This is a genomic window from Limisphaera sp. VF-2 (assembly GCF_049537125.1).
In the GTDB taxonomy this organism is placed as follows: Bacteria; Verrucomicrobiota; Verrucomicrobiia; order Limisphaerales; family Limisphaeraceae; genus Limisphaera.
Genome location: NZ_JBMVQY010000003.1, coordinates 120672 through 145159 on the forward strand (window position 1 = coordinate 120672; position 24488 = coordinate 145159).

Sequence of the window (24488 nt, forward strand, 5' to 3'; positions counted from 1 at the left end):
GCCGATCGGATGCAAAACTTAGCATGCTGCGTACGCTGCGCATCAAAAACCTTGCGCTGGTGGAGGACCTGACCTGGGAACTCGGTCCCGGTTACAACGTCATCACGGGGGAGACCGGCGCCGGCAAATCCATTCTGATCGGCGCGCTCGAGCTGGTCCTGGGGGAACGGGCCGACCGCACCCGGTTGCGCAGCGGGGCCGACAGCGCCACGGTGGAGGCGGTCTTCGACGTTCAGGATCTCCGGATCCCCCTGGCCGACTGGCTGGAGGAGAACGGGCTCGAGCCCTGCGAGGACGGTCGGTTGGTGCTGAAACGCACCGTGACGGCATCGGGCCTCAACCGACAGTTTGTGAACGGCACGCCCACCACGCTGGCCGTGCTGAAACGGCTGGGGGACTGGCTGGTGGACATTCACGGTCCGCACGATCACCAATCGCTGTTGCAGCCCGGCCGACAATTGGACCTGCTCGATGCCTATGGCGGCCTGCAGGAGCTGCGGACCCGCTTTGCGCAGGCCTGCCAGGAGCGTGCCCGCCTGGAACAGCAACGGGCTGCCCTGGCCATGGATGAGGCGGCCCATGCCCGGCAGGTGGACCTGCTTCGGCACCAGGTGCGCGAGATCACCGAGGCCCGCCTCCAGCCCGAGGAGGAAGAGACCCTTCCGGCTCTCCACCAGCGCTTGAGCAACGCCGCCCGCCTGCTGCAACTGTCGCGCGCCGCGTTGGATCTCCTGTCGGAAAGCGAGTCGTCGATCCTGCAGCAAGCCGGGGTCATGGGCCGGGCCCTGCAGGAATTGCAGCGGCTCGATCCCGCCGCAAGGGAGTTTGTGGAAAGCCACGCCCGGGCCGTCGAACAGTGGCGGGCCCTGCGGGAGGATTTGTCCCGCTATGCCGATCGCCTCGAGCTGGATCCGGAGCGGCTGCAGGAGGTCGAACAGCGTTTGGACCTCATCCACAGCCTCAAACGCAAGTACGGCCGGACGGTGGCCGAGGTACTGGCGTTTGGCGAACAGGCCCGTCGGCAGTTGGAAACGCTGGAACAGCGCGAGGCGGAACTGGCGCGGTTGCAGGCGGCGATTGCCCAAGTGGACCAGACGCTGCGCGCACTCGGGGCCGAGCTGACGGAGCGACGGCGCAAAGTCATTCCCGGCCTCACCCGTGCCGTGGGCCGGCAGCTCGAGGACCTCGGCTTCCGCCAGAGCCATTTCGAGGTGCAGCTGGAGTCCGAACTGGACGCGTGGACCGCAGGGCCGCCCCCGGCCCCGACCGGATTCGACCGGATCGAGTTTCTGTTCGCGCCGAACCCGGGGGAACCGCCGCGGCCGTTGCGCGCGATTGCCTCCTCCGGTGAGCTGGCACGGGTCATGTTGGCGCTGAAAACCGTGCTGGCCGCTCAGGATGAGATTCCGGTGTTGGTGTTCGACGAGGTGGACGCCAACGTGGGTGGCGAAACGGCCCATGCCGTGGGGGCGAAAATGCGCGAAATCGCGGCGCATCGGCAGGTCCTTTGCGTGACGCACCTGCCGCAGGTGGCCGCGGCGGCCTCGCACCACTGGGTGGTGCGCAAGTCGGTGCGGCAGGGACGCACGGTGTCCGAGCTCGAGCCCCTGGAGGCTTCGGCCCGAGTGGAGGAGCTGGCGCGGATGCTGGGTGGGCGGACCGAGGAGGCGTTGCGGCATGCCGCGGCGCTGTTGGAATCCGCACAGGGCGGCCGGCCCCGTTCCGCGGCCCGGAATCGTTGAGGCGCCTGTTCGGCCGGCTCAAAACCCGCAGGAGACAGCCGGCGGAGGCAGCTCGCGCCGGATCCGCTCCAGCACATAGCCAAAGCCGGGCCCCTGCACCGTCGAGAGATCCACGCACCCGTAGCGGCGTTCGTAGAGACCCGGATGGACTTCCGCCTCGGGTGCAGAGGCGGCCGGGTAGAACTGCATGGCATTCGTTTCCACCCCCATCAACGTCGGAAGGTGCGCCGCCAGTTGGACGTGGGGGATTTGTGCGAGCATGGGATTGGTGAGGTCCTGCACCATCAACGCCATCCCGTGGGCGCGCGCCCAACAGGCGGCCAGGATGGCTCCCGTCTGGGTCTTGCAGGTTTTGAGTGCCACCCCGTTCCAACCGAGCTGCCGACCCAGCCGCACCAGACGCCAGTCGTGGGCGCTTTCGTCGAGGAACAGCGGCTTGCGCGCCGCCACGCTGTGGACGTCGCGGGGATGGGCCTCCAGGTCGTAGGGAAACGGTTGCTCCACGTACAGCAGCATGCCGTAGATCCGCGGGTACTCCTCGCGCAGGCGATCGAGAATGTCGTTCACGTAATCCGGGTCCTGGACGGTGCAATTGAAATCGGCGGACAGCCAGTGCACGTCCTGGGCCAGGGCGATGCGCCCCACCCGCACCAGGCGATCGTAGTCCCAGGCTGCGTCCGTGCCCCGCAGTTTCACCTTCAGACATTTCAGGCCGTCGCGCCGGATCCAGTCGGACAACAGGACCGGGTACCCATCGTCCGGTTCCCTGCCGGTCAGCTCCCAGGGCTCCAGCGCGTCCAGACCACCCACCAGGTGCCATGCGACCAGTCGGTCGCGTCGCTGCGACAACAGAAAGTCCGCCGGATAGCGATCCCGAAAGGATACCGAGGTCCCTGGCGCAGGCTGTAAATACCGGCTCAAGTCGAACCGGAGGAAGGCCGAGGTGTAGGTGGCGTACACGGGCCGGCCCACGTGATGACCGAACGCATCGTGTGTGGCCAGATCGAAAGGCGACACGCAAACCAGTGCAGCCAACCACGGCATCGGCTCCCGGCCGCGCCGGTGGCGCTGGTTGAAACCCTGCCAGAAACCGGGCAACACGGTTTCCAGAAAGGCATGCCCGAGTTCCAGCGGATGACCTTCGACGCGGATCGCCGCCCAGAGCCCGGTGAGTTCACGACAGAACTGCTGCAGCGTGTCCAGTCGTTCGGCGTACGGCAGCGAGCTCGGCCACACCCACTGGACGCTGAGCGGCGTTTCGCCCCAGCCCTCCGCCGTGTGACCCTGGCGATCGGTCACGCGGACTCGCACCCGCGCACAAGTGACCGTGGTCAGCGATTCCGTGCCGAACTTGAGCGGGACCCGTGTCGTCACGGGCAGAAACCGGAGTTCCGCCGCTACGGGCCGTACGTCGGTGCTCGCGCCCATGGACCGCGATGTAGCGAGGGACGGTCCTTTGCTCAAGCGCTTTTCGGGAGTCGCACAGCCCGCGGGGCTTTTTGCAGCGGCTCAGGGCGGTGGATCCAGACGCGCCAAATACCGGGCCGGGTCGGCCAGGAATTTTGCACGGCAGTCTGTGCAACAAAAGGCAATCAAACGCCCGCCGTGCACGGCGGTGACCTCGGGCTTGGCGGGTTGCCCGGAGACCGGGCAGTTGCGATTGGCGGGGAGCTTGCCCAGTTGGCCGGGAGGCGGGTTGGCCAGTTGGGCCAGCCGGGGCGTGTAACGGGCCGGATCCTTCTGGAACGCGGCGATGCAGTTGGTGCAGCAAAAGGCAACCAACTGGCCCTCGTGCCAAACGGTACGTGTGGGATCGGCCAGCTTGTCCGAGACCGGGCAGATGGTGTTGATGGGCACGCCGGGAGCCGGGAGCGGCGGGTCGGGCTCGGTGCCCAGCTCCACGATCAACCGTGCCTGCTCCAATCGGGCCTGCAACTGTTCGAGCTCCCTTTGCCAGGCCTGCAGTTCCGGCCGTTGTGTCCGTGCCTGCTGCAGGGCTTGCACGGCCTCCGGGCGCACCCGGGTCTGCCACAAATAGAGCCGGCGCAGCCGTGGCAGTTCCGCCAGCACGGTCAGACCGGTCTCCGTGATGGCGGTGCCGTAGAGGTTGAGCGATTCCAGCTCGGCCAACCCGCGCAGGGCAGCCAGGCCGGCGTCGGTGATACCGGTGCGGTCGAGTTGCAGCCGTTCCAGACGGGGCATGGCGGCCAGGGCGGCCAGGCCGGCGTCCGTGATGGCCGTGCCACTGAGATCGAGCCAGCGGATGTGCGGCCCCAGTTCGGCGGCCAACCGGCCCAGCGCAGCGTCGGTGAAGCGCGGGCCCGCGACGGCGGCATTGACCTGAAGCCAGGGGTCCTCGGACGCCAGGGGCGTGATGGCGATCCCGAGCTCCGCAACCAGGGCCTCGATCCTGGGCCGCAACGATTCCGCAGACGGCAATGGTGCCGCGGCCTGCGCGGGTGTGCCCGGAGCGGCTTCGCGCGAAGTCGAGACGGAGGTCCGGAGCAGGCGCTGTCGGATGGGCTCGGGCGGCGTCAATTCGGCCAGGGTGCGATTGGTCGGAGCCCCTGCGCCAATCCACCATGCCAACAGGTCCAGGTCTGCCGGTTCGGGCTGCGGTTTGCCCTCCGGGGGCATGTGATCGTCGTGGTCCAACGGCAGCCGCATGCGTTGCAACAACAGACTGGCGTCGGGCTGGCCGGGGGCGATCGCCGGGCCGGAATCGCCTCCGATCCACAACCCGGCTGCGTGGTCCAATCGCAACCCGCCTCGTGCCTTCTCGGACCCATGACAACTGACGCAGTACCGATCGAACACCGGTTGAATGCCGTGGAGGTAAATGTCGAACGCGGCAGGGTCCGTGCTCGCGGGTCCGACATCCGCAGCGGCCGACGGACGTGGACCGAGCCACGCTTTCCACCAGGCAGGCGCGTATCGCGTCAAGTAATCGCGGCCGTGGGTGAGCGAGCCGCCGTAATGGCTGGCCGGCACCAGCACCGCGCAGCAGGCGACCAGGAAAAACCGATACAGACCGGAGCGACGCAGCGAGTGGGCCAGGGCCATCAAGCAGGTCAGCACGGCCACCGCCAGACCCGTGAAGCGATGCTTTTGGAGCAGGGCCGCATCGTAGCCGCCCGGCGCGGCCAACAACCAACCGCACAAAGCGGCCGCCAGCGTCGTGGGGACCAACAAAACCAGCAACGGGCCCGCCGCGGCCCGTACCACGGCGCGCCGGGGCCGGAACGTGGCCACCAGCTCCAGAAACACCAGGGCGATCACCAGCCCGATGGGCAGGTGCACCAAGAGCGGATGGAACCGACCCAGAAAGAGCGACCAGTCCGCCGCGCTCATGCCGATGTTTTAGCTCAAAATGCCGTGAATGACACGAGCTTCCTCGGTCCCGGTCAGGCGCTGGTCCAGGCCCTGAAACCGGTACGTGAGCCGGCGATGGTCGATGCCCATGCAATAAAGGATGGTGGCGTTCAGATCCCGAATGTGCACCGGATCCCGCACAATGTTGTAGCTGAAATCGTCCGTTTCGCCGTACACGAGGCCGCCCCGAACCCCGCCGCCGGCCATCCACATGGTGAAACACCGCGGATGATGGTCGCGACCGTAGTTGGTCCGGGTCAACTCGCCCTGGCAGTAAACCGTTCGACCGAATTCGCCACCCCAAACCACCAGGGTCTCCTCCAGCAGGCCCCGTTGCTTGAGATCCAGGATCAACCCCCGGCAGGCGCGATCAATGTCGCGGCACTGGAGCGACAGGTCGCGCGGCAGGTTTTCATGCGTGTCCCATTCGCGGTGGAGGATTTGCACCACCCGGACCCCGCGTTCGACCAGCCGCCGCGCCAAAAGGCAACTGGCGGCAAAGGTGCCGGGGACCGTGACCTCCGGCCCGTACAAGTCGAGCACGGACCGGGGCTCGTTTTCCAGATCCGTCAGTTCCGGGATGGACGTTTGCAGGCGAAAAGCCATCTCGTACTGTGCGATGCGGGTCTGGATTTCGGGGTCACCGCTCCGTTCGTAGGCCATTTGGTTGAGTCGGGCCAGACCATCCAGCATGGTGCGACGCGCGGCGGCATCCACGCCACCGGGATTGTTGAGGAACAGCACCGGATCGCCCACGGCTCGCAAGGGGACGCCCTGATACCGGGCGGGCAGGAAGCCGGAGCCCCACAGCCGCTGATACAGGGCCTGCGCGTCCCGCTTCGAGGACCACCGCGGCGTCATCACCACGAAGGCGGGCAGATTCTCGGATTCACTGCCCAGCCCGTAGGAGATCCAGGCGCCCAGGCTGGGTCGGCCCGGGATCTGACTGCCGGTCAGGAGGTAGGTGGCGGCCGGGTCGTGGTTGATGGCCTCGGTGTGCACGGTTTTGATCACCGCCAGTTCGTCCACCACCTGGGCGGTGTAGGGCAACAGTTCGCTGACCCAGATGCCGCTCTTGCCGTGCCGGGCAAACTTGAAGATCGAAGGGGCCACGGGGAACCGCTTTTGCCCCGAAGTCATGGTGGTCAGGCGTTGGCCCTGGCGCACCGAGTCGGGCAGATCGGTATCGTACAGTTCCTGCAGCCGGGGTTTGTAATCCCACAGATCGATCTGCGAAGGGGCCCCGTTCATGAAGAGGTAGATCAGGTGCCGGGCGCGGGGTTTGAAGTGGGGCAGGCCGGGCAGGCCCGGATGGGCACGGGCTTGTGGTTTGTCGGCGCCGCGCAGCAGCTCCGGCAACATCAGGGTGGCCAGGGCGATGCGGCCGGCGGCGAGGCCCGTGCTCTTGAAAAAGGCCCGACGGGTCATGCGCTGGGCAAACTCGATCCACGGTGTCATGGCACCTCCGACGCAGGGCTCGATCGCAACTGCGACAGGCAGCCGGGACGAGCCGGTTCAATTCTTGGTAACGAACTCATCGAGGTTGAGGAGCAAATTGGCAACCAGGGTATAGGCGGCCAGTTCGGTCACCGGCACATCCTCCGGCACGGGCGATTCGCCCACGGCCACCAGGGCCTGCGCCGCGGCGCGGTCGGCACGGTACCGGAGCCGTTGCAGCTCCAGGTTCTCCACCAGCACGTCGGCCTCCAGGCTCGTGGGAGCGCGTGCCGTCACCAGGCGGAAGCCGTACGCCAGCCGATCCCGATCCGCGTTGCCTCCCTCGCGCCACATGCGGGTGGCCAGGTGCCGCGCCGCCTCCACCACCTGCACATCGTTCATGAGCGCCAGCGCTTGTAACGGAGTGCTGGTCCGCTCCCGGCGCACGGTGCACTGTTCGCGCGAGGGAGCGTCGAACAACACCATGAACGGCGGTGGCGCCGTGCGTTTCCAGAACGTGTAGAGGCTGCGACGGTACAAGGCCGGCCCGTGATCCTGTTCGTAGCGGGCCGTGTTGCTGGTGGTGTAACCGACGGCCTCCCAGATGCCGGGCGGCTGATACGGCCGGACCCCGCGCCCGCCCATCTGCAGGTTCAACAATCCACTGACAAACAGGACACTGTCCCGGACCACTTCGGCATCCAGCCGGTGGCGCGGCCCGCGGCTCAACCACCGGTTCTCCGGATCGCGTTCCAGCAGCTCGGGCGTCACCCGCGAGCTCTGACGATACGTGGCCGACGTGACCAGCAGCCGCAACAGGCGTTTTACGTCCCAGCCACTTTCCACAAACTCCACCGCCAGCCAGTCCAGCAATTCCGGATGCGACGGCCACTCGCCCCGCAGCCCGAAATCTTCGCTGGTCCGAACCAGCCCGAGGCCGAACAGTTGTTGCCAGAACCGATTCACGGTGACGCGCGCGGTCAGCGGATGCTCCGGGCTGACCAACCAGCGGGCCAGCGTGAGCCGATTGGTCTTTTCCGCGGGCGGCAGGGGCGGCAACACGGCCGGCACCCCCGGCCCGACGGGCTCGCCGGGCTTGTCATACTGACCCCGAATAAGGACGTGCGCGGGACGCGGCGTGTCCAGCTCCCGTGCGATCATCGTCCCGGGGATCTGCTTCTCCAGCTCGGCTTTCTCGCGTTGGACCCGCGCGATCTGCTGGCGGAGCTCCGTTACGGCGGGCGCCCCGGCGTGCACTTCCCGCAGGTAATGCGTCCGGATCGCTGCCCGCTCCTCCGCGCTCAGCTGGCCCAGTGGTTTCTCCAGGCAGGCACGGAATGATTCGGGCAACTTGGACCGGTCCTTTCGCTCCCGTTCCTGTTCCCACCACGCCTGCAGGGACAGACCCGGATCCCGCGTCGGATCCTGCACCGTGCGCAGCCCGGCCGCATCCCACCAGGCCCGCCCGCCGAATTGCGTAAAGGCCATCCCGGTGATGCGGGTGCCCGCGGCCAGTTGCAATTGACGGGTGGACACTTCGAGTCGGACCCACCGGCCCGTCGGGGGCAGGTCGCCCTGCAACAGTTTTTCCGGCGTGCCGGCCCGGCCGTACGGGATGGCGTTCGGATCCCCCCAATTGGCGCGTTTCGACCACTGCCCGTCTACATGAAACTGCAACATGACCGCCGTGGGCGGGGTGTCGGGATCCAGGTACACGTAGGCGAAAAGCGTGTCGTCGGTGCCGAGGACGAGCGGTTGATTGCAATTGGGAAAGAAGGCCTGGTGCACCCCCTGGCCTTTCCGCTCCAGACTCCGCTGACCGGAATGAACCGGTCCCTCGGCCGCGGTGATCCAGCGGTTCGGCGGTGTCCCGGGATTGATCTGCGGTTCGGCCCCCGGCGGGAACTCGTCGTCGATCCAAACCGTCTCGCGCGTTTGCGGGACCGGCGGCGGGGATTGCTCCGCGGGGTCACGGTAGTCCAACCGGCTCACGGCTTGCGCCAGCGCCGCCTGCAATTGCTCGCGCTCCCGGTCCAGGGCTTTCAACCGGGCTTCCTGCTCCGGGGTGGGCAACGGCAACCACGGCGGCGGCAACAACGCGTTTCCGTCCATGGCATTTTCGGCGATGTTGTTGAAGATGGCGAAGAGCTGATAGAACTCCTTTTGGCTGATGGGATCGATCTTGTGATCGTGGCAGGCGGCACAGCCCAGGGTCAGGCCCATCCAGACCGTGCCCACCGTTTCCACACGATCCACGGCATAGCGCACGCGAAACTCTTCGTCGATGGCGCCCCCTTCGCTGGTGGTGACATTGCAGCGGTTGAAGCCGCTGGCAATGAGCTGGTCCCGCGTCGGTTGCGGGAGCAAATCCCCAGCCAGCTGTTCGACGGTGAATTGATCGAAGGGCAGGTTGCGGTTGAAGGCGGCCACGACCCAATCCCGGTAAGCCCACATGGACCGTTCGTTGTCGAGGTGCAACCCGTGCGTGTCCCCGTAACGGGCCGCGTCCAGCCAGTAATGCGCCATGTGCTCGCCGTAGCGGGGCGAGGCCAACAGACGATCCACCAGCCGTTCGTAGGCATCCGGCCGCGTGTCGGCCAGAAACGCATCCACTTCGGCCGGCGTGGGCGGCAGCCCCGTCAAATCCAGAGTGACGCGCCGGATCAACGTTTCGCGGGATGCCTCGGGCGAGGGCTGCAAGCCCTCGGCTTCCAGACGTGCCAGGATGAACACGTCCACGGGCGATCGGGCCCAGTCCTGCCGTTGCACACGCGGGAGGGCCGGTCGCCGGGGCGGTTCGAACGCCCAGTGCTTCTGATAGACGGCACCTTCGGCAATCCAACGCCGCAGCCGCTCGATCTGCTGTTCCGTCAGCGCATGACCCGAGTCCGGCGGCGGCATGCGATCGGACGGGTCGCGGGCCGTGATCCGGTGCCACAATTCGCTCTCCTCGGGTTTGCCGGGGACGATGGCCGGCCGCCCTTTGCGCGGAGCGGTGGCCCCTTCGAAGCTGTCCAAACGTAAATCGGCCTTTCGATGGTTGCTGTCGAATCCATGACAGTGAAAGCAGTTCTCCGAAAGGATCGGCCGGATGTCCCGGTTGAATTGGAGCGGTTCGTCGGCTCCGGCACCGGCCCAAGCCCCGGCACAGAGCAGGCCGGTAAGTAACCTGCGTCTCCACCGCTTCGCGCGTGGTTGAGGACCCGGTGGTTGCATCTGCCGTTCTGTCGGCCACCCCCGTTGGCCGGGCGCAAGAGCGGCTGACCCGCCGGACGTGACGGACCGAGCCAGCCACCCGCCCCGCCAACAGGCTGGTTCATGCAGAACATTAAGAATCCAGCACCCCCCGTCAAATGCTTTTCCGGAGAAAGCCCGGCCGCGCGTTTTGACGTTTGGACACCTCCGAGGGCTCGAGGGAATTGCAGGCGTCCTCCACAACGGAAAAGCCGGCGCAAAACGGCGTCTCTTCGGGACCCTTGGTCCGAACCTCAAAACGGGGATCCGTCCGCCGCTGTCCTTGGATCGCACAGGCCATTTTCCGCGCCGAAGGCGCAACCGTTCGTCGGTTTTTGACGCAATCTCGTTGCCCAGGGCGGGAACCGGGCCGGTGAATTCCCGTCCCTCTGGGGCAATCATTCACCCGGCACCGAGGGAGTCTGGTCGCCCAAAGCGGTTCCCTGGGCCGCCCGCGCCCCTTCGGGCGAATCCACGGCGCGCTGAAGGCGCATTCCATTCGCCAGCCCGGGGCAACGTGCCGGCGACTCAAGCCCCGAACCCCATCGCGTCCTGAAAGGGCACAACCCGAGGACCCCCATCCCAAGGGCTTGGCGAGCCACATTGAATTCCGCCCCCTCAGGGCGGGAGGAATGACGGCGACCCGGTCCCCCAGGGCCTCGCCCTGGGCTGGTGAATTCCTGCCCCGAAGGGGCGGACACGCAACGCGCCGAAGGCGCACCGTTCATCCGGTTTCCGGGCAATTTGGTCACCCCGCACCTCGTGCATTCGCGCTCAGTTCGACCAACCTACGGCACGCCGAAGGCGCGAGACCTTGTCCGACCCCTTTGGCGCGTTTGGCGGGAGTGAATTCGCGGGAACTCGTTTGGAATCGTGGCTTGCACCGTAAGCGCAGGCAGGGCCGTTGACACTGCTGACCTGCTGCTGGCCTCGTTTCAGATCGTGGACAGCCGAAAGCTCAGTAGCATTTCACGCCCTCCTGGCACAGCAAAACCGAGGGGAAGGGCCATTTCATTCCGATCCTTGAGTCCGGAGCCCCAAAAATGCGCCGGAAGGCAGAGAAGCTCTCGGTAGATTGCAACCGCCGTTCGTGTCCCGGGCAACCGGTCCGATCGCCGGCCCTCCTGAGTGGGCGGTGGTACACGGCCAAGGAGGCCGGCCTGCCGCGATCAGACAGAGCCCGCGGTTGACTTCCGCGGGCCTGTTCGAGGGGGCACACCGTGAATCCATCCGACTTGCGCGGCCGGTACGGCGTCCACCCTTCCTACCCGCACGGAATGAAACAACCCGCGTGCCGCGAGGGTGAGTCGAGGCCGTGTCTCACCCCGCGAATTCGCATGGTCCGTTCACCTGTCGCATCCCATGGGAGATCACCGCGACGCGCCCGCGTGGCCCCCGGATGGAACGACTTGCCCCGAAACAGGGTGCAGGTCGTGCAAGCTGCAACCCACGAGCTCACCCTGCCAACTCCGCCACCCGTGCAGTTACCGCTCCGGCCTCTCTGCTCGAAGGTCGGGGCGAGCAAGCCGGCTGTTGGCCGGGTTTGCAGGCAGGAAGAGGCTGTGCTGATGCGGACCCGGTGCGATTTTCTGATCCAGCTTCCTCGAATCTCGGAGGGTGCGTGACAAGCATTTGCGCTTTGGCAACACCCACGTTTTTCAACTGTGGCCACGGACCTCCGGCTGCCAACTCCCGTCCTCACCGCACCCGACGCACCAGTGGGCACGCGATGGCCATCGAGAATCCAGCGGCACCAGGACCTGCTTTCCACGTGGCCCGGCCAAGAGGTTCGCCGGTGTTCCGGCTGTCTGGACAAACATGCCCACGGGAGCACGCGACCCGGGCGGCGCGCAAACCCCGCCGCTCCCGCAGGGTATTGTCACGCCGGCTCGCGCGGCGCGCCGGGCCCGGACCTTGTCCTTTTTTGGCATTCTTTTCTCGGATCTGGACATTCTCGTCGGGATTGCTTGCGGCAGCGGCGGGTCCCGGTAAGGGTGCCGTCAGACGACAAAGGGTGTTGCAGAATCGAACCAGTCAGGTCCCATGAAAACGCGACGTGAATTCCTGAAAACCACGGCGGCGGCCGGAGCCATGCTGTCGCTGGCAGGTCTGGAACGTTTGTTCTCTGCGGAAACGACTTCGTCCCCTCAGCCGGCCCCGCGCTCCGCCGACGGACCGCGACCGGTTCTGGTGGCGGTGCGGGACGGTTCGCGGGTGGCGATGTTGGATCGCGCCCTGGCGGAACTGGGCGGGATGGGCGCGTTCGTGAAGCGCGGCCAGACCGTGGTGGTCAAGCCGAACATCGGTTGGGACGTTCCGCCCGAGCGCGGGGCCAATACGCATCCCGAGCTGGTGGCGCGCATCATCGAGCTCTGTTTCGAGGCGGGCGCCAGGTCGGTGAGTGTTTTTGACAACACCGTGGATCAGTGGCGGCGCGCCTACGAGACCAGCGGCATCGAGCCGGCCGCCAAGAAGGCCGGGGCCACCATCGTCAATGGCAAGGACGAATCCCTGTACCGCAACGTGGCCATCCCGAACGGCGTGAAGCTGCGCGAGGCCAAGGTGCACGAGCTGTATCTGGAGGCGGATGTGATCATCAACGTGCCCGTGCTCAAGACGCACAGCGGCGGCATCATCACCGCCTGTCTCAAAAACCTGATGGGCGTGGTGTGGGACCGGCGTTATTACCACGCCAACGACCTGCACCAGTGCATCGCCGACTTCATGACGCTGCGCAAACCCCATCTGAACATCGTGGACGCCTATCATCCGATGGTGCGCAACGGCCCGCGCGGCCGCAGTGTCGAAGATTGCGTGGAGATGCGGACCCTGTTGGTGTCCACGGACGGCGTGGCAGCCGATGCCGCCGGGGCACGGATGTTGAATCTCGACCCGGCCACGATCCGTCACCTGACCGCGGCGACCGAACTTGGGGTGGGCCAGGTCAATCTGGATCTGGTGGAAGTGCGCCGCATCAAATTGGCGTAAGGCCGCATCGGGTCAACGGCGGCACGGTCCCATGGCGTCGGTAAAACCTTCTGCCCCCGGCTCGCCCGCATCCGTGGGGACCCCGGAATTACCGACCCCCACGCACGAGAGCACGGCACCGCCGTGCCCGGTCGGGTCGCCTGCACCCGGGGGCCGGCGGCGCTGGCTTCGGCGATTGCGGGTGGGGGTGGGCACGCTGGTGCTGGGCGCGTTCCTCTGGATCTTCACCGATGCGTGGGAATCCGTGCCGCCATGGCTGGCCCGGGGACTGGCCAGCACGCAGTTCGTGCCTTCTCTTCTGGCGTGGGCGGCAGGTACGGGGATGGCCCTGGCCGCTGCTTCGATCGTGGTGGCCTCCCTCTTGTGCGGGCGGGTTTACTGTGCGGTGCTCTGCCCGCTAGGGCTTTTCCAGGACGCGGTCTGGCGCCTGCGACAATGGCTCCGGCCGCGGAAGCGGCTCCTCTACGTCCCCGAAGCGCGGAAGCTGCGCTGGGGTGTCTTCTGGATCTGTGCCGTGGGCGCGGTGTTCACCGGGGGAGTCACGCTGGCGTGGCTGGACCCGTACAGTTTGTTCGGCCGGTTGGGCATGCAACTGTTGCGGCCGATTGTGGTTTGGGTGGGCAACGAACTCACTCCGCTGGCGCATGCCGTGGGCTGGGGCCACTGGTACCGGGTGGAATCGTTGTGGCACTGGGGCGCGGCGACCGCGGTGGTGCTGGCGATGACGGCCGCCATTCTGGGTCTGGCGGCGGCACGGGGGCGGCTGTATTGCAACACCATTTGCCCCGTGGGCACGTTGCTGGGCTGGTTGGCGCGGCGGGCGCGCTGGCGGTTGGAATTGAGTCCGGCCCTCTGTCGCAAGTGCGGCGAATGTTTGCAGGTTTGCAAGGCCCAATGCATCGATCTCCGCCGTCAAGCGCTGGACTATTCGCGTTGCATTCTGTGCCTGGACTGCCTGGCCGTGTGCCCGGAACGCGGGGTTCATTTCGTCACCGGCCGGCGAACCGGTCCGCAGGGTGGCTCTTCTCCTGTTCCGGTGCCGACGTCCACCGTCGGACCCTCGCGGCGCCGGTTTTTGCTGTTGTTCCTGGCCCTGGTGAGCTGGCCCGGGCGTCGGAGTCGGGCTTCCGAAAGTGCCGGGACTCCGGAAGGCGCTGCGCCCTCGGTTGTCCCCGCGGCGTCGCTTTCCCCGGCCTGTCCGCCCGGCTCGCGCAGCGTGTCACGGTTCCTTCGCCAGTGCACCGCGTGCGGGCTGTGTGTGGCCGCCTGTCCCACGCGCGTGCTCCAACCCGCGGTGCTCGAGTACGGCCCGGCCGGCTTGCTGCGGCCCCGCATGGATTATCACAAGGCCTACTGCAACTACGAATGCCACCGGTGTGGAGAGGTCTGTCCCACCGGGGCCATCGTGCCGCTGCCCCTTGAGGAAAAGAAACTGACGAAGATTGGCGAGGTGGAATTGACGTTGGACCTGTGCGTGGTGGTGACCAAGGGGACGGATTGTGTCGCCTGCTCCGAGCACTGTCCCACGCAGGCCGTGTTCCCCAAACCCTACAAAGACCACCTGCGCGTGCCCGCCATCAACCCCGCACTCTGCATCGGCTGCGGCGCCTGTGAATTTGCCTGTCCCGTCCGGCCCGTGCGTGCCATTCGCGTGCGTGGTTGGGCCGAGCATGGCCGGGCCGAGAAATGGGCCGACACGCCCGCCGCGGCGCCGGCCCCGCGGGAGGATTTCCCGTTTTGAGGAAGAACCGGGGTCAGCCGTCCCGGAAACCGCTGCCCCGATTCCCGGAGTGGCGGCCAGTCCCGTCGGTGTGGGGCGGTCAGACGTGAAAACGAAACAGCAGGACATCGCCGTCCTGCACTTCGTAGTCGCGGCCCTCGTGTGCGTAATGGCCGCGTTCCCGGGCCAGCGCCACCGACCCCGCCTCCACCAGGTCCTTCCAAAAAACGCGTTCGGCCCGGATGAAACCGCGCTCGAAGTCGGAATGGATCCGACCGGCCGCGCGGGCCGCGGGAGTACCGGCCGGCACGGTCCATGCCCGCACTTCCTTCTCGTTGAACGTGAAAAAGGTTCTCAGGTTGAGCAGGGCATAGGCCGCGCGGATGAGTGCCGCCACGCCGGTTTCCCGAACCCCCAGACTCTTGAGGTACTCCTGCGCCTCCTCCGGACTCAGATCTGCCAGATCGCTTTCCAGCTGGGCACAGACCACAATGGTTTCGTATCCATGATGTTCCCGGCCGTACCGGCGCACGGCCATGACCCTGGGATCCTGCTCCGCGCCCGCGAGTTGGCTCTCGTGAACGTTGGCCGCAAGGATGGTGGGCTTGAGGGTCAGCAGGGGACAGGAGGCCAGTAGGGCTTGTTCCTCGCGGGTGAGCCCGGCGGTGTTGGCGGGACGGCCCTGCTCCAGGTGAACCTGCAGCCGCGCCAGCAGATGATCCTCCGCCACGGCATGTTTGTCGCCGCTGCGCACCTCGCGGCTGATTCGTTCCCGACGTCGTCGCAGCTGTTCCAGATCCGCCAACACCAGCTCGGTCAGTACGATCTCGATGTCACGCACCGGATCAGGGACCCCGGTCACGTGGACGATGTCCGGATCCTCGAAGCATCGCACCACATGGACCAGGGCGTCCACTTCGCGAATGTGGCTGAGGAATTGGTTGCCGAGACCCTCCCCGCGGGAGGCACCCTGAACCAACCCGGCGATGTCCACGAATTCAATCGCGGCCGGCACGCGGGTCGGCACATCCACCACGCGCGCCAGGGCATCCAGACGCGGGTCCGGCACGGCGACCACCCCGCGGTTCGGTTCGATGGTGCAGAACGGGTAGTTGGCCGCCGGGGCCAGATGGGCGCGCAACAAGGCATTGAAGAGCGTGGACTTGCCCACGTTCGGGAGCCCGATGATCCCGGCTTTCAGCATAAGCCAACTTTAGCGCCGCGAGTGTCGATGGGGTAGGCAAAAGCGCCGGTCCGGGTTTGGTCTCCGCGACTCTTTCTTTGCAGGGGCGCCCCGAGACCTGCGGAGGGCAGAGGGCCGGAGGAGTTGTTTTCCGCTTCTTTGCGCGGCAAGAGTTCTTGCGGCCGTCCTTTCCGCTCGGCCGGAACCGGAGCTCCACGGCGCGCCTGCCACACCCGCGCGATTCAGCACGCGCCGAGCTCCGAAGGGAGGCAGAACCCCGTTCAGGGCGCGAGGCGGGCCGGAGCCGACACGGGGCTGCCGGTGGCGGCCTCGTCCACGGCCTGTCGGATGGCTCGCTTGAATCGTTCCACCCCTTCGCCTAGGGCGGCCGACATGGTCAGAACGGGCGTATGCGGTACCCGACGTTTGAACCGGCGCAAATAACCCTCGGCGGCCGGCTCGTCCATTTTGTTCGCCACCACCAGACGCGGTCGATCGAGCAGCCCCGGGTCATACAGCTCCAGCTCCTCCAAGAGGTGCCGATAGTCGTCCCAGGGGAAGCGGCCGTCTGTGCCGGCCATGTCCAGCAGGATGACCAGCACTTTGCACCGCTCGATGTGCCGGAGAAAGGCGTGGCCGAGCCCCACATTACGGTGGGCGCCCTCGATCAGTCCCGGCACGTCGCAGACGACCAGCCGACGGTAGTCGGGGTATTCCACAATCCCGATCTGAGGGTGCAGCGTGGTAAACGGGTAGGGTGCGATTTTGGGGCGTGCGCGCGAGATTGCGGTGAGCAGGGTGGACTTGCCCGCGTTGGGATATCCCACCAGACCCACATCGGCAATCATCCGCAGTTCCAGGAGGAACTCGCCCTCTTCCCCCGGCTCGCCCGGTTGGGCAAAGCGCGGAGCCTGTCGAGTGGGCGTGGCGAAGTGCTTGTTGCCCAGACCGCCGCGACCGCCCCGGCAGAGCACGAACTCCTGACCGTGTTCCGTGAGATCGGCCACCAACACGCCGCGGATCGGGCCGCTCACGCGGGGTGGAAGGGGGAGAGGCTCTCGCTTCGGATCGGTCATCCGTCCGGCATAGGGAAAGGGCGTCCGGACCGACGTGGGCAAGACGGTTTTGCTGCTTTGGGAGGGGGGCGGCTCGGCCGGCTCGGGCGGGTGCAACCGCCAGACCAGCGTGCCACAGGGCACCGGCACAATCAGGTCGCGTCCCGACCGACCCTTCATGCCCTTGCCCATCCCGTGTTCGCCATCCTCCGCAATCAGTCGCGGCTGGTAGTACTGGGCAATCAGATTGTTGAGGTCATGGTCGGCGCGCAAAATCACACTGCCCCCGTCGCCTCCGTCGCCACCGTCCGGACCGCCCTTGGGACGGAATTTTTCGCGACGGAAGGCCACGCAGCCCCGGCCGCCGTGTCCGGCACGGGCGTAAATCTTGACCTCGTCAACAAACACAAAGCGAAGGGACAGGGGGGATGCACATCCGGCCCACCTCACCGGCTGCAGTCGCGCGTTGCCGCAGTGCCGCGCAAGAAAAAAGGCGAGGCAAGCGGCCTCGCCGGCTGCGATCGGTCCAAAGACGCCTCAATTGCTGGCCGGCTCGGCCGTGGCCGCCACCGGGGCTTCGGGGATCACGTTGACCCGCCGGCCCTGCTTGTCGAACTTCACCCGGCCGTCCTTCAGCGCGAACAGCGTCCAGTCCCGGCCCACCCCCACATTCAACCCGGGCACGAACTTCGTGCCCCGCTGCCGGACCAGGATGCTGCCCGCCGTGACAAACTCCCCACCGAACGCCTTGACGCCCAGCCGCTTGCTGTTGCTGTCGCGGCCGTTGCGGACACTGCCCTGACCCTTTTTGTGTGCCATATGCGCTCCTTCAAACCTTGATGTCCTTGATCTTGACCACGGTCAGCTCTTGGCGATGCCCTTGGAGTTTGTGGTAGCCCTTGCGGCGCTTCATCTTCCAAATGATCTTCTTCTCGCCCCGCTTGTGGGCCACCACTTCGGCCACCACGGCCGCATTGGCCACCGTGGGGGTCCCCACCAGGATGCGACCCTCCTGATTGACAAACAGGACTCGATCGAACGTGGTGCTCTGGCCGGCTTCCACCGGCAGCCGTTCGATCTCCAGGGTGTCGCCGGCGCTGACCCGGTACTGCTTCCCACCTGTTTCAATGACTGCGTAATTCATGGCTTCCCCAGTCAGGGGCCGAACACCAAACCACAATCCCGACCGCTTGTCAATGGCCGTCTGCGAACCGTGGGAAAGCCCGGAGACGCAGGGGCCATCAACACCCCGGTATCCACAGGATGAACCCTGCCGCGGGAGCGGCCGCTTCTGCACCCGGCCGCCCATGGCGCACGAATGGCCCCTTGGCGGCAGGCTCCATACCCGCCGCGCTTCACAATGGAGCAAGATCGACGGCCCGGCTGAGGAAAGCACCGGAGAGCAAACGGTCCTTGCGCCGGTTGTTTTTGCGGGTCCTGGTTGGAGTCCCTGGCCCCCCGGTTCGGGTCTGATCCCGTCTCCCCGGCGGGAGGGGCACAAAAAACCGATCCAAAACCGAGTTGGACAACCTCCCGGACGCGGATGGATGAGCATACGTTTCGGTGTGAAAACCGATGGCTTCACGGTGCCAAAACAGCCGTAACCCCCACCGCCGGACCTTCGGTTGGACTGGCCCCCGAATGCGTGTCTTGACTGGCAGGCGACCAGCGCCTCCGCAGGCCACGTCGTCCTCTAGGAGAGCATCTCCCCGGTCCTGAATCTCGCTGTCCAGTAATGAGACGGTCTGTCCCGGCTTTGGACATCCCCAAGGGCCGGCGTGTGGATGGAAGCACGCCTTTGTTCGGGACCGAGAGCCGCTGGGTTGGAAGGAGGTTCGATTGGTAAGCAAACTCAGGGGCAAGCGACCTTACAAGCCAGGCTGGTCAGGCATGATGAATGCTCTTTAGACGGGCAAAGGTTATGCAGGTCCTCGCAGCCCGAGACGGTCGCAAACGACATTTTATGCAGCAGCCACGACAACGAAAGGAGGGGCCCGCTGTCGTTCGGGCCCGGCGTCGGAGTTCCGAGAACGCGTACACCCTGGCGGAAGTTTCGGTGGCGACGCTGTTGTTGAGCACGCTGGTTGTGTCTCTCTATGCGGGCATGAGCGCAGGGCTGGCGTACACGGCGATGGTGCGCGAGGAGCTGAGGGCCACCCAGGTCATGCTCGAACGGCTCGAAGGCATCCGACTGTACAACTGGGATCAGATCAACAGTAACGGGTTCGTCCCCCCCACGTTCACCGCATATTATTTCCCCAATCCCACAAACCCGGCCACCGGTTCCGGCGTGCTGTACACGGGCAGTATCACGATTCGACCCGTGTCCTGGAACAATCCCCCTCCCTACGCAGACCACCTGCGAGAAGTCGTGGTGCGCATCGGTTGGCAAACCGGCCTCGGCCAGGGCAGGCCCCAGGTGCGCGAACGGGAGATGCGAACGCTGGTGAGTCGCTATGGATTGCAAAACTACATTTTCAACAACTGAGCCGAGGGCCGATCGGGTGCGACGTTCCACGTCCTGCCGGGGCCGAACCGCCTCCGGCGGGTTTACGCTCACCGAGACCATGGTGACGATGGCGCTCGCCGGAGTGATTCTGGCAGCGGTTTTGGGTTTCTGGACCTTCAGTGCCCGGACGTTGGCCGGGATCACCAACTATATGGACTTGGACCAGCGCAGCCGACATGCCCTCGATGTGTTGAGCCGCGAAATCCGTCAAGCTGCCGGCCTGCTTGCAGCCACTCCCACGTCGCTCACCTTCTCCAACCTCGATGGGACGACCATGCAGATCGTCTGGGACCCGGACCGGCGGATCGTGACCCTGCGCCGCGACACCCAGGTGGAGACCCTTCTGACCGGCTGTGATTACCTGCGGTTCAACATTTCCCAGCGCAACCCGAGCAACGCGGTCTTTGGTTTCTACCCCACCCGCGACATCCGGCAGGCGAAGCTGGTGGATCTGAGCTGGCGCTGTACCCGCCAGATCCTGGGCCAGACCCTGCAGACGGAAAGCGTGCAAACGGCGCGCATCGTGATTCGCAACTGACCCGGTCTTATGAGGATCTCTCCTGCACGACACTCGCCCTCCGGCCAAATCCTTCTGATTACGCTGCTCAGCTGCGCCATTCTGGGCGTGATGCTGGCCAGCACCCTGTTGCTGGTGCAGGGACAGGCCCTCTCGGTGGCCAGGTCCATGTGCTGGAATGCCAGTCTGGCCATGACCGAGGCGGGCATCGAGGAAGCCCTGACGCATCTGAACCGGAATGCCCCGTTTTTCGATCCCAGCGAAGCCACCAACAACCTGGCGGTGCACGGCTGGGTGCGAGACGGGAACCTGTATCGGGCACCCCGACGCTTCCTGGGCGCGGGCAGCTATTACGACGTGGCCATCGTGCTGCAGGGAATGGAGCCGCAGATCTATGCAACGGGGGTGGTGAGTCGCGCCGATTTGGTGCCCGCCGCGCCCGGCCTGGGGACGATCGGGATGGAAGCCGGCGGCCCCTATGCGCCCGTGCCGCGCACCGTCCAGGTACGCACGCGCAGCGACCCCCTGTTCGCCGTGGCCATGGCGGCGGAGGGCCAAATCGACCTGGCGGGCAACAACGTGACCACCGACAGCTTCGATTCGGGCGACCCCAACTTCAGCGACAACGGCCGGTACCCCATGAACAACCCGCTCAAGCGCAAGAAGAACGGCGACGTGGCCACCAACGCCGGCCTCATCAACTCCATCAACGTCGGCAACGCCAAAATCAACGGAAAGGCCATGACCGGCCCCAACGGCACCGTGCGGATCGGACCCAACGGTTACGTTTCCGGGGGCACCAACAACGACTTCAATGTGGTCTTCCCACCCGTGCGCGTGCCTTCGGGATCCATGTGGTATCTGCCGACGGTGTCCAACGTTGAGATAGACGGAGTGCCCTACAGTCACTTTGTGCTCATGAGCGGCACGTATTACCGGGACGGTGGACTGGCCGGCAGCCTGTACGTCGGATCCAATGTACAGGCCACCGTGGTCCTGCGCGGAAGCACCAAACTGAGCGGGAACAACGATCGCATCTACCTGGCCCCCGGCGCCCGGCTGATTCTGTACGTGGATGCACCCACCTTCTCCATCAAGGGACAGGGCGTGGTCAATGAAAGCGGGCAGGCCATCAACTTCCTGTATTTTGGCACCCCGCGGAACACCACGCTCAGCCTTGGCGGTAACGCCTCGTTCACCGGGGCCATTTACGCGCCCGACGCAGATTTCACCCTGGGTGGCGGTGGAAACGACACCTACGACTTTGTCGGCGCCTCGGTGACCCGCACGGTCAAGATGAACGGGCATTTCAATTTCCACTACGACGAGCACCTGCGGCGCATCGGCCCGAGCCGGGGCTTCATCGTCAATTCCTGGCGGGAACTGTGACGTGCGGGCCGATCACCGTGCCCGGGCCGGATCGCTGAACCGCTGTTTGACCTCCTCCAGACTGCGCCCCGTGGCCTCGGCGACGGCCCGTAGGTACGTCTCCGCATCCAGAGGGCGCGGCCGGGCCCGGCACTGCGCTTCGAAACCGGGGAAACGCCACCAGTTGGGAAAGTCGCGACACTGCTGCGGCTTGACCGGCTGCACCCGACAATCCCGGCCCTCCAGGAACACGCACGATCCATCCGGCTTTTCTTCCAGCACCAGGCCGCGCCGGTCCGCCGCCAGCCGGCAATACCGCTGAATAAAGGTGAACTCGTCCAGCCCCAGAAACTCAGCCAGACGCCGGATCTCTACCTCAGTCACCCGGACCTGGCCGGGCCAGCGACAACACGCAGTACAACGCTGACACTCGTAAAAGACGGGCATGCCAACCCGGGAAGATCCCGGCCGGCCGGGGCGGGTTCCTATCCATGTTGACAGCCCCGGGCGAAATGCTCGGCCAGGGCAATGGCCTGAAACATGGCGGAAGCTTTGTTGACGGTCTCCTGCAACTCGGCTTCCGGTTCTGAATCATGCACCCAGCCACCGCCGGCTTGCACGTACGCCCTGCCGTCCTTGAGCAGCGCCGTGCGAATGGTGATGCAGGTGTCCAGGTTGCCGTTGAATCCGAAATAGCCCACGCAGCCGGCGTACGGCCCCCGCGTGGTGGCCTCCAGTTCCGAGATGATCTGCATGGCCCGGATCTTGGGCGCCCCGCTGACCGTGCCCGCCGGGAACGTCGCGCGCATCAGGTCGAAGGGCGTCCGATCCGCGGCCAGGCGCCCCTCCACCGAGGAAACGATGTGCATCACGTGGCTGTAGCGTTCGATGATCATCAGGTCCCGCACCCGCACGGTGCCGAAGTCACAAACCCGCCCCAAATCGTTGCGCGCCAGATCCACCAGCATGACATGTTCGGCCCGCTCTTTGGGATCGGAGAGCAACTCGGCTTCGAGGGCGCGATCCTCCTCCGGCGTACGGCCCCGGCGCCGCGTACCCGCGATGGGACGGATTTCCACCTGCCGGTCTTCACAGCGCACATGGATTTCCGGAGAGGCCCCCACCAACGCCAACCCCTCGAGTTCCAAGAGGAACAGATAGGGAGAAGGGTTCACCGACCGGATGGCGCGGTACACATCGAGAGCCGAGGCGCGCACCGGGGCCGAAAACCGTTGAGAACCCACCACCTGAATGATGTCCCCGGCTGTGATGTATTCCTTGGCCTTGCGCACATGCGCCAGGAAGGTCTCCCGCGCCATGTTGGATGTGAACGCCACCGGAGGCACCGCGCCCGGCAACAGCGCCGGGACATGATCGCTGGGCTGTTCCAGCAAAGCCAGCAGACGCTCCAATTCGCTGCACGCCTCGTCGTAAGCCGCGTCCGCCCGGTCCGGTTCTTCCACCCACGCGTTGACCACCACCGTCAAGGTCTGCGCCACGCGGTCGAACACCAGCAACTGATCCGCCACGAAAAAGTAGAGCGTGGGCGTCCCCAGCTCGTCCCGGGGCGGCCGGGGCACCACCGGCTCGATGTCATGAATAAACTCGTAGCCGAGATAGCCCACCGCCCCGCCGGTAAACCGCGGGAGCCCCGGGACCGGCACGGGACGATATCGGCCAAGCACATGCTCGACCACTTCCAAACCGTCCCGCACCTGACCCGGCCCGGGAACTCCGCGCGCCCCCACCACCTCGAACCGCTCCGTGACACGTCCGGCCTCCCGAACCTCTACCCATGCCCCGTCCTGCCGAATGATCGTGCGCGGGTTGGTGCCCACGAAGGAAAACCGCCCGAGGTGTTCGCCCCCTTCCACCGATTCGAACAAAAACGATTCGCCCTGGCCCCGCAGTTTGCGATAGGCCGAAAGAGGCGTCTCGATGTCGGCCAGCAGACGGCACGCCACCGGAATCAGGTTCCCACCGGCGGCGAGCTGCCGAAACGTCTCTCGATCAGGAAAAACGTGCATGGTGGTCGGGAGCGTGAAGTCGGCCGCTGCGCCGCAGACGATAAATGCCCAGCAGGGTGTAAAAAGCCACCGCCGCAGCGTAGGCCACGATCCCCATGCCGATGGCCAGGAGCACCAGCTTGCCCTCGCTGAACAGCATGATGGCCCCTCCCACCGCCGCCGTCAGCAGCGTGTTCCCGGCCAGGCACAACAAATACACCGAAATGCGCGTCTCCTGCACCCGTTCCACGTGCCAGTCCCGGTAATTATGCTCCCCCAGCGAACGCATGAGCCAGGCCGACTGGAAATTCCGGGCGGCCACCATGACGCTGGCCGTGGCGACCACGATCGCGGCCAACGGCCACTGGGCCAGGAGCACACAGACCAGCGCGTTGACCGCCAATCCCCACCGCCAGCCCAGGCGCTTGGCGATCGGATTGCCTTCGAGCACCAGATTCGGCGTGGCCACCCACGTGCTCAGGAAATCGGCTCCGCGCGCCAGCACCAACAGCGCCAGCATCATCAGATATCCCCGACTGCCCAGCGAAACGTACTCCTCCATCGGTGCCTTGGATTGCCCGCCAGGCAGGCTCGGCCCGGTTCCGACCCTGCCCGCCACCCCGGCCTACCGTTTCGAGCCGTAGATCTGCTCCGGCGATTCCAGCTGCGGCTCGGTAATCCGGAAACCTTCCCCTCGCCCCGTCATGGACCGGAAAAAGCAGGACCGGTAACCCTCGTGGCAGGCGGCGCCCACCTGCTCCACCTGGATGAGCAGTGTGTCGCCGTCGCAATCGAACGCAATGTCCTTCACCCGCTGCACGTGACCGCTGGTCTCTCCTTTCATCCAGAACTTCTGCCGGGACCGACTCCAAAAATGCGTCAGCCCCGTTTCAATGGTCTTTTCCAGCGAGGCCCGGTTCATCCACGCCATCATCAGCACCCGTCCGGTGGCCGCGTCCTGAATGATGGCCGGGATCAATCCATTGCTGTCGAACTTCAATTGATCGAAAAAGCTCATGGGTTCCAAGACTTCGTCTTGGGGGAAGAAACTACCAAAAAGTCTCCCTGCGACCACGAAAAACTTCGGGACGCCCGGGGCGGCGGCGCATTTCAGGTTTATAGCTGCCAACTAGGGACGGAATCTGGGGCGTTGCCCGGCGCGAGAACCTAGGGAAAACGGCATTTCCCTGGATCCGGGCTTCAAGAAACGAGAATGCGCGTTCCGCTGTCTACGGATCCCACGGCCCTATCCACGCGCTGAAGGCGCATTGAACTCGCCAGCCCGGGGCAACGCCCCGGGAATTCGGCCCGCCAGAACCCACAACGCCCTGAAAGGGCGCAATTCGAGGCCTCCCAT

The 24488-nt window shown here is 65.7% G+C and carries 18 protein-coding genes; 6 read left to right on the forward strand and 12 right to left on the reverse strand.

The genetic code is table 11. The features are described from left to right. The first annotated feature begins 23 nt into the window (after positions 1-23). Positions 24-1742, forward strand: coding sequence for a DNA repair protein RecN (gene recN, locus ACPDIT_RS10645; protein WP_423443319.1), 1719 nt, complete (start codon positions 24-26; stop codon positions 1740-1742). An 18-nt stretch (positions 1743-1760) separates the two neighbouring features. Here recN and ACPDIT_RS10650 read toward each other — a convergent pair whose 3' ends face one another. From ACPDIT_RS10650 to ACPDIT_RS10665, 4 genes are all read right to left on the reverse strand, one after another. Further along, a complete protein-coding gene (locus ACPDIT_RS10650) occupies positions 1761-3170 on the reverse strand; it encodes an enolase C-terminal domain-like protein (protein ID WP_423443321.1) in 1410 nt (469 codons plus the stop codon). 81 nt (positions 3171-3251) lie between these two features. Further along, positions 3252-5093, reverse strand: coding sequence for a c-type cytochrome domain-containing protein (locus tag ACPDIT_RS10655; protein ID WP_423443323.1), 1842 nt, complete (start codon positions 5091-5093; stop codon positions 3252-3254). Between the two features lie 9 nt (positions 5094-5102). Beyond that, positions 5103-6572, reverse strand: coding sequence for a DUF1501 domain-containing protein (locus tag ACPDIT_RS10660; protein ID WP_423443325.1), 1470 nt, complete (start codon positions 6570-6572; stop codon positions 5103-5105). Positions 6573-6629: 57 nt separating this feature from the next. Further along, positions 6630-9767, reverse strand: coding sequence for a PSD1 and planctomycete cytochrome C domain-containing protein (locus ACPDIT_RS10665; protein ID WP_423443327.1), 3138 nt, complete (start codon positions 9765-9767; stop codon positions 6630-6632). Between the two features lie 2061 nt (positions 9768-11828). Here ACPDIT_RS10665 and ACPDIT_RS10670 point away from each other — a divergent pair. Both ACPDIT_RS10670 and ACPDIT_RS10675 read left to right on the forward strand, forming a co-directional pair. Then, the gene (locus tag ACPDIT_RS10670; protein ID WP_423443329.1) at positions 11829-12773 is read left to right on the forward strand and encodes a DUF362 domain-containing protein; all 945 of its coding nucleotides are present in this window, start codon (positions 11829-11831) and stop codon (positions 12771-12773) included. Positions 12774-12804: 31 nt separating this feature from the next. Continuing rightward, positions 12805-14514 carry a 4Fe-4S dicluster domain-containing protein gene (locus tag ACPDIT_RS10675; RefSeq protein ID WP_423443331.1) on the forward strand — a complete coding sequence of 570 codons (1710 nt, stop codon included), beginning with the start codon at positions 12805-12807 and terminating at the stop codon, positions 14512-14514. 79 nt (positions 14515-14593) lie between these two features. On the opposite strand, the gene ychF is transcribed toward ACPDIT_RS10675, so the two are convergent. From ychF to rplU, 4 genes are all read right to left on the reverse strand, one after another. Beyond that, positions 14594-15697 (reverse strand): redox-regulated ATPase YchF, encoded by a 1104-nt coding sequence (ychF, locus tag ACPDIT_RS10680; RefSeq protein WP_423443333.1) that lies wholly within the window; start codon positions 15695-15697, stop codon positions 14594-14596. A 260-nt stretch (positions 15698-15957) separates the two neighbouring features. Beyond that, the gene (gene obgE / locus ACPDIT_RS10685; protein ID WP_423443335.1) at positions 15958-17139 is read right to left on the reverse strand and encodes a GTPase ObgE; all 1182 of its coding nucleotides are present in this window, start codon (positions 17137-17139) and stop codon (positions 15958-15960) included. Positions 17140-17268: 129 nt separating this feature from the next. Then, positions 17269-17550: a 50S ribosomal protein L27 gene (rpmA, locus tag ACPDIT_RS10690; RefSeq protein WP_423443337.1), complete on the reverse strand. Its 282-nt coding sequence runs from the start codon at positions 17548-17550 to the stop codon at positions 17269-17271. Positions 17551-17560: 10 nt separating this feature from the next. After that, positions 17561-17875: a 50S ribosomal protein L21 gene (gene rplU, locus ACPDIT_RS10695; RefSeq protein ID WP_423443339.1), complete on the reverse strand. Its 315-nt coding sequence runs from the start codon at positions 17873-17875 to the stop codon at positions 17561-17563. Positions 17876-18694: 819 nt separating this feature from the next. Between rplU and ACPDIT_RS10700 the strand changes: the two genes are divergently transcribed. The 3 genes from ACPDIT_RS10700 to ACPDIT_RS10710 are packed head-to-tail and all read left to right on the forward strand — an operon-like array spanning position 18695 to position 21146. Further along, positions 18695-19219: a hypothetical protein gene (locus ACPDIT_RS10700; protein ID WP_423443341.1), complete on the forward strand. Its 525-nt coding sequence runs from the start codon at positions 18695-18697 to the stop codon at positions 19217-19219. Continuing rightward, the gene (locus ACPDIT_RS10705) at positions 19188-19778 is read left to right on the forward strand and encodes a PilW family protein (protein WP_423443342.1); all 591 of its coding nucleotides are present in this window, start codon (positions 19188-19190) and stop codon (positions 19776-19778) included. The genes ACPDIT_RS10700 and ACPDIT_RS10705 overlap by 32 nt, the downstream gene beginning before the upstream one ends. Before the next feature lie 9 nt (positions 19779-19787). Next, complete coding sequence (locus ACPDIT_RS10710; protein WP_423443344.1) at positions 19788-21146, forward strand: DUF7305 domain-containing protein; 1359 nt, start codon at positions 19788-19790, stop codon at positions 21144-21146. A 12-nt stretch (positions 21147-21158) separates the two neighbouring features. Here ACPDIT_RS10710 and ACPDIT_RS10715 read toward each other — a convergent pair whose 3' ends face one another. The 4 genes from ACPDIT_RS10715 to hisI form a co-directional block, all read right to left on the reverse strand. After that, the gene (locus ACPDIT_RS10715; protein ID WP_423443346.1) at positions 21159-21572 is read right to left on the reverse strand and encodes a YkgJ family cysteine cluster protein; all 414 of its coding nucleotides are present in this window, start codon (positions 21570-21572) and stop codon (positions 21159-21161) included. A 38-nt stretch (positions 21573-21610) separates the two neighbouring features. Next, positions 21611-23152, reverse strand: a complete 1542-nt coding sequence (gene trpE / locus ACPDIT_RS10720; protein WP_423443347.1) for an anthranilate synthase component I — start codon at positions 23150-23152, stop codon at positions 21611-21613. Further along, positions 23136-23693: a hypothetical protein gene (locus tag ACPDIT_RS10725; RefSeq protein WP_423443349.1), complete on the reverse strand. Its 558-nt coding sequence runs from the start codon at positions 23691-23693 to the stop codon at positions 23136-23138. Before ACPDIT_RS10725 ends, trpE begins: the two co-directional genes overlap by 17 nt. A gap of 63 nt (positions 23694-23756) precedes the next feature. Further along, on the reverse strand, positions 23757-24149 hold the full coding sequence (hisI, locus tag ACPDIT_RS10730; RefSeq protein WP_423443350.1) for a phosphoribosyl-AMP cyclohydrolase: 393 nt from the start codon (positions 24147-24149) through the stop codon (positions 23757-23759). Positions 24150-24488: the final 339 nt, after the last annotated feature.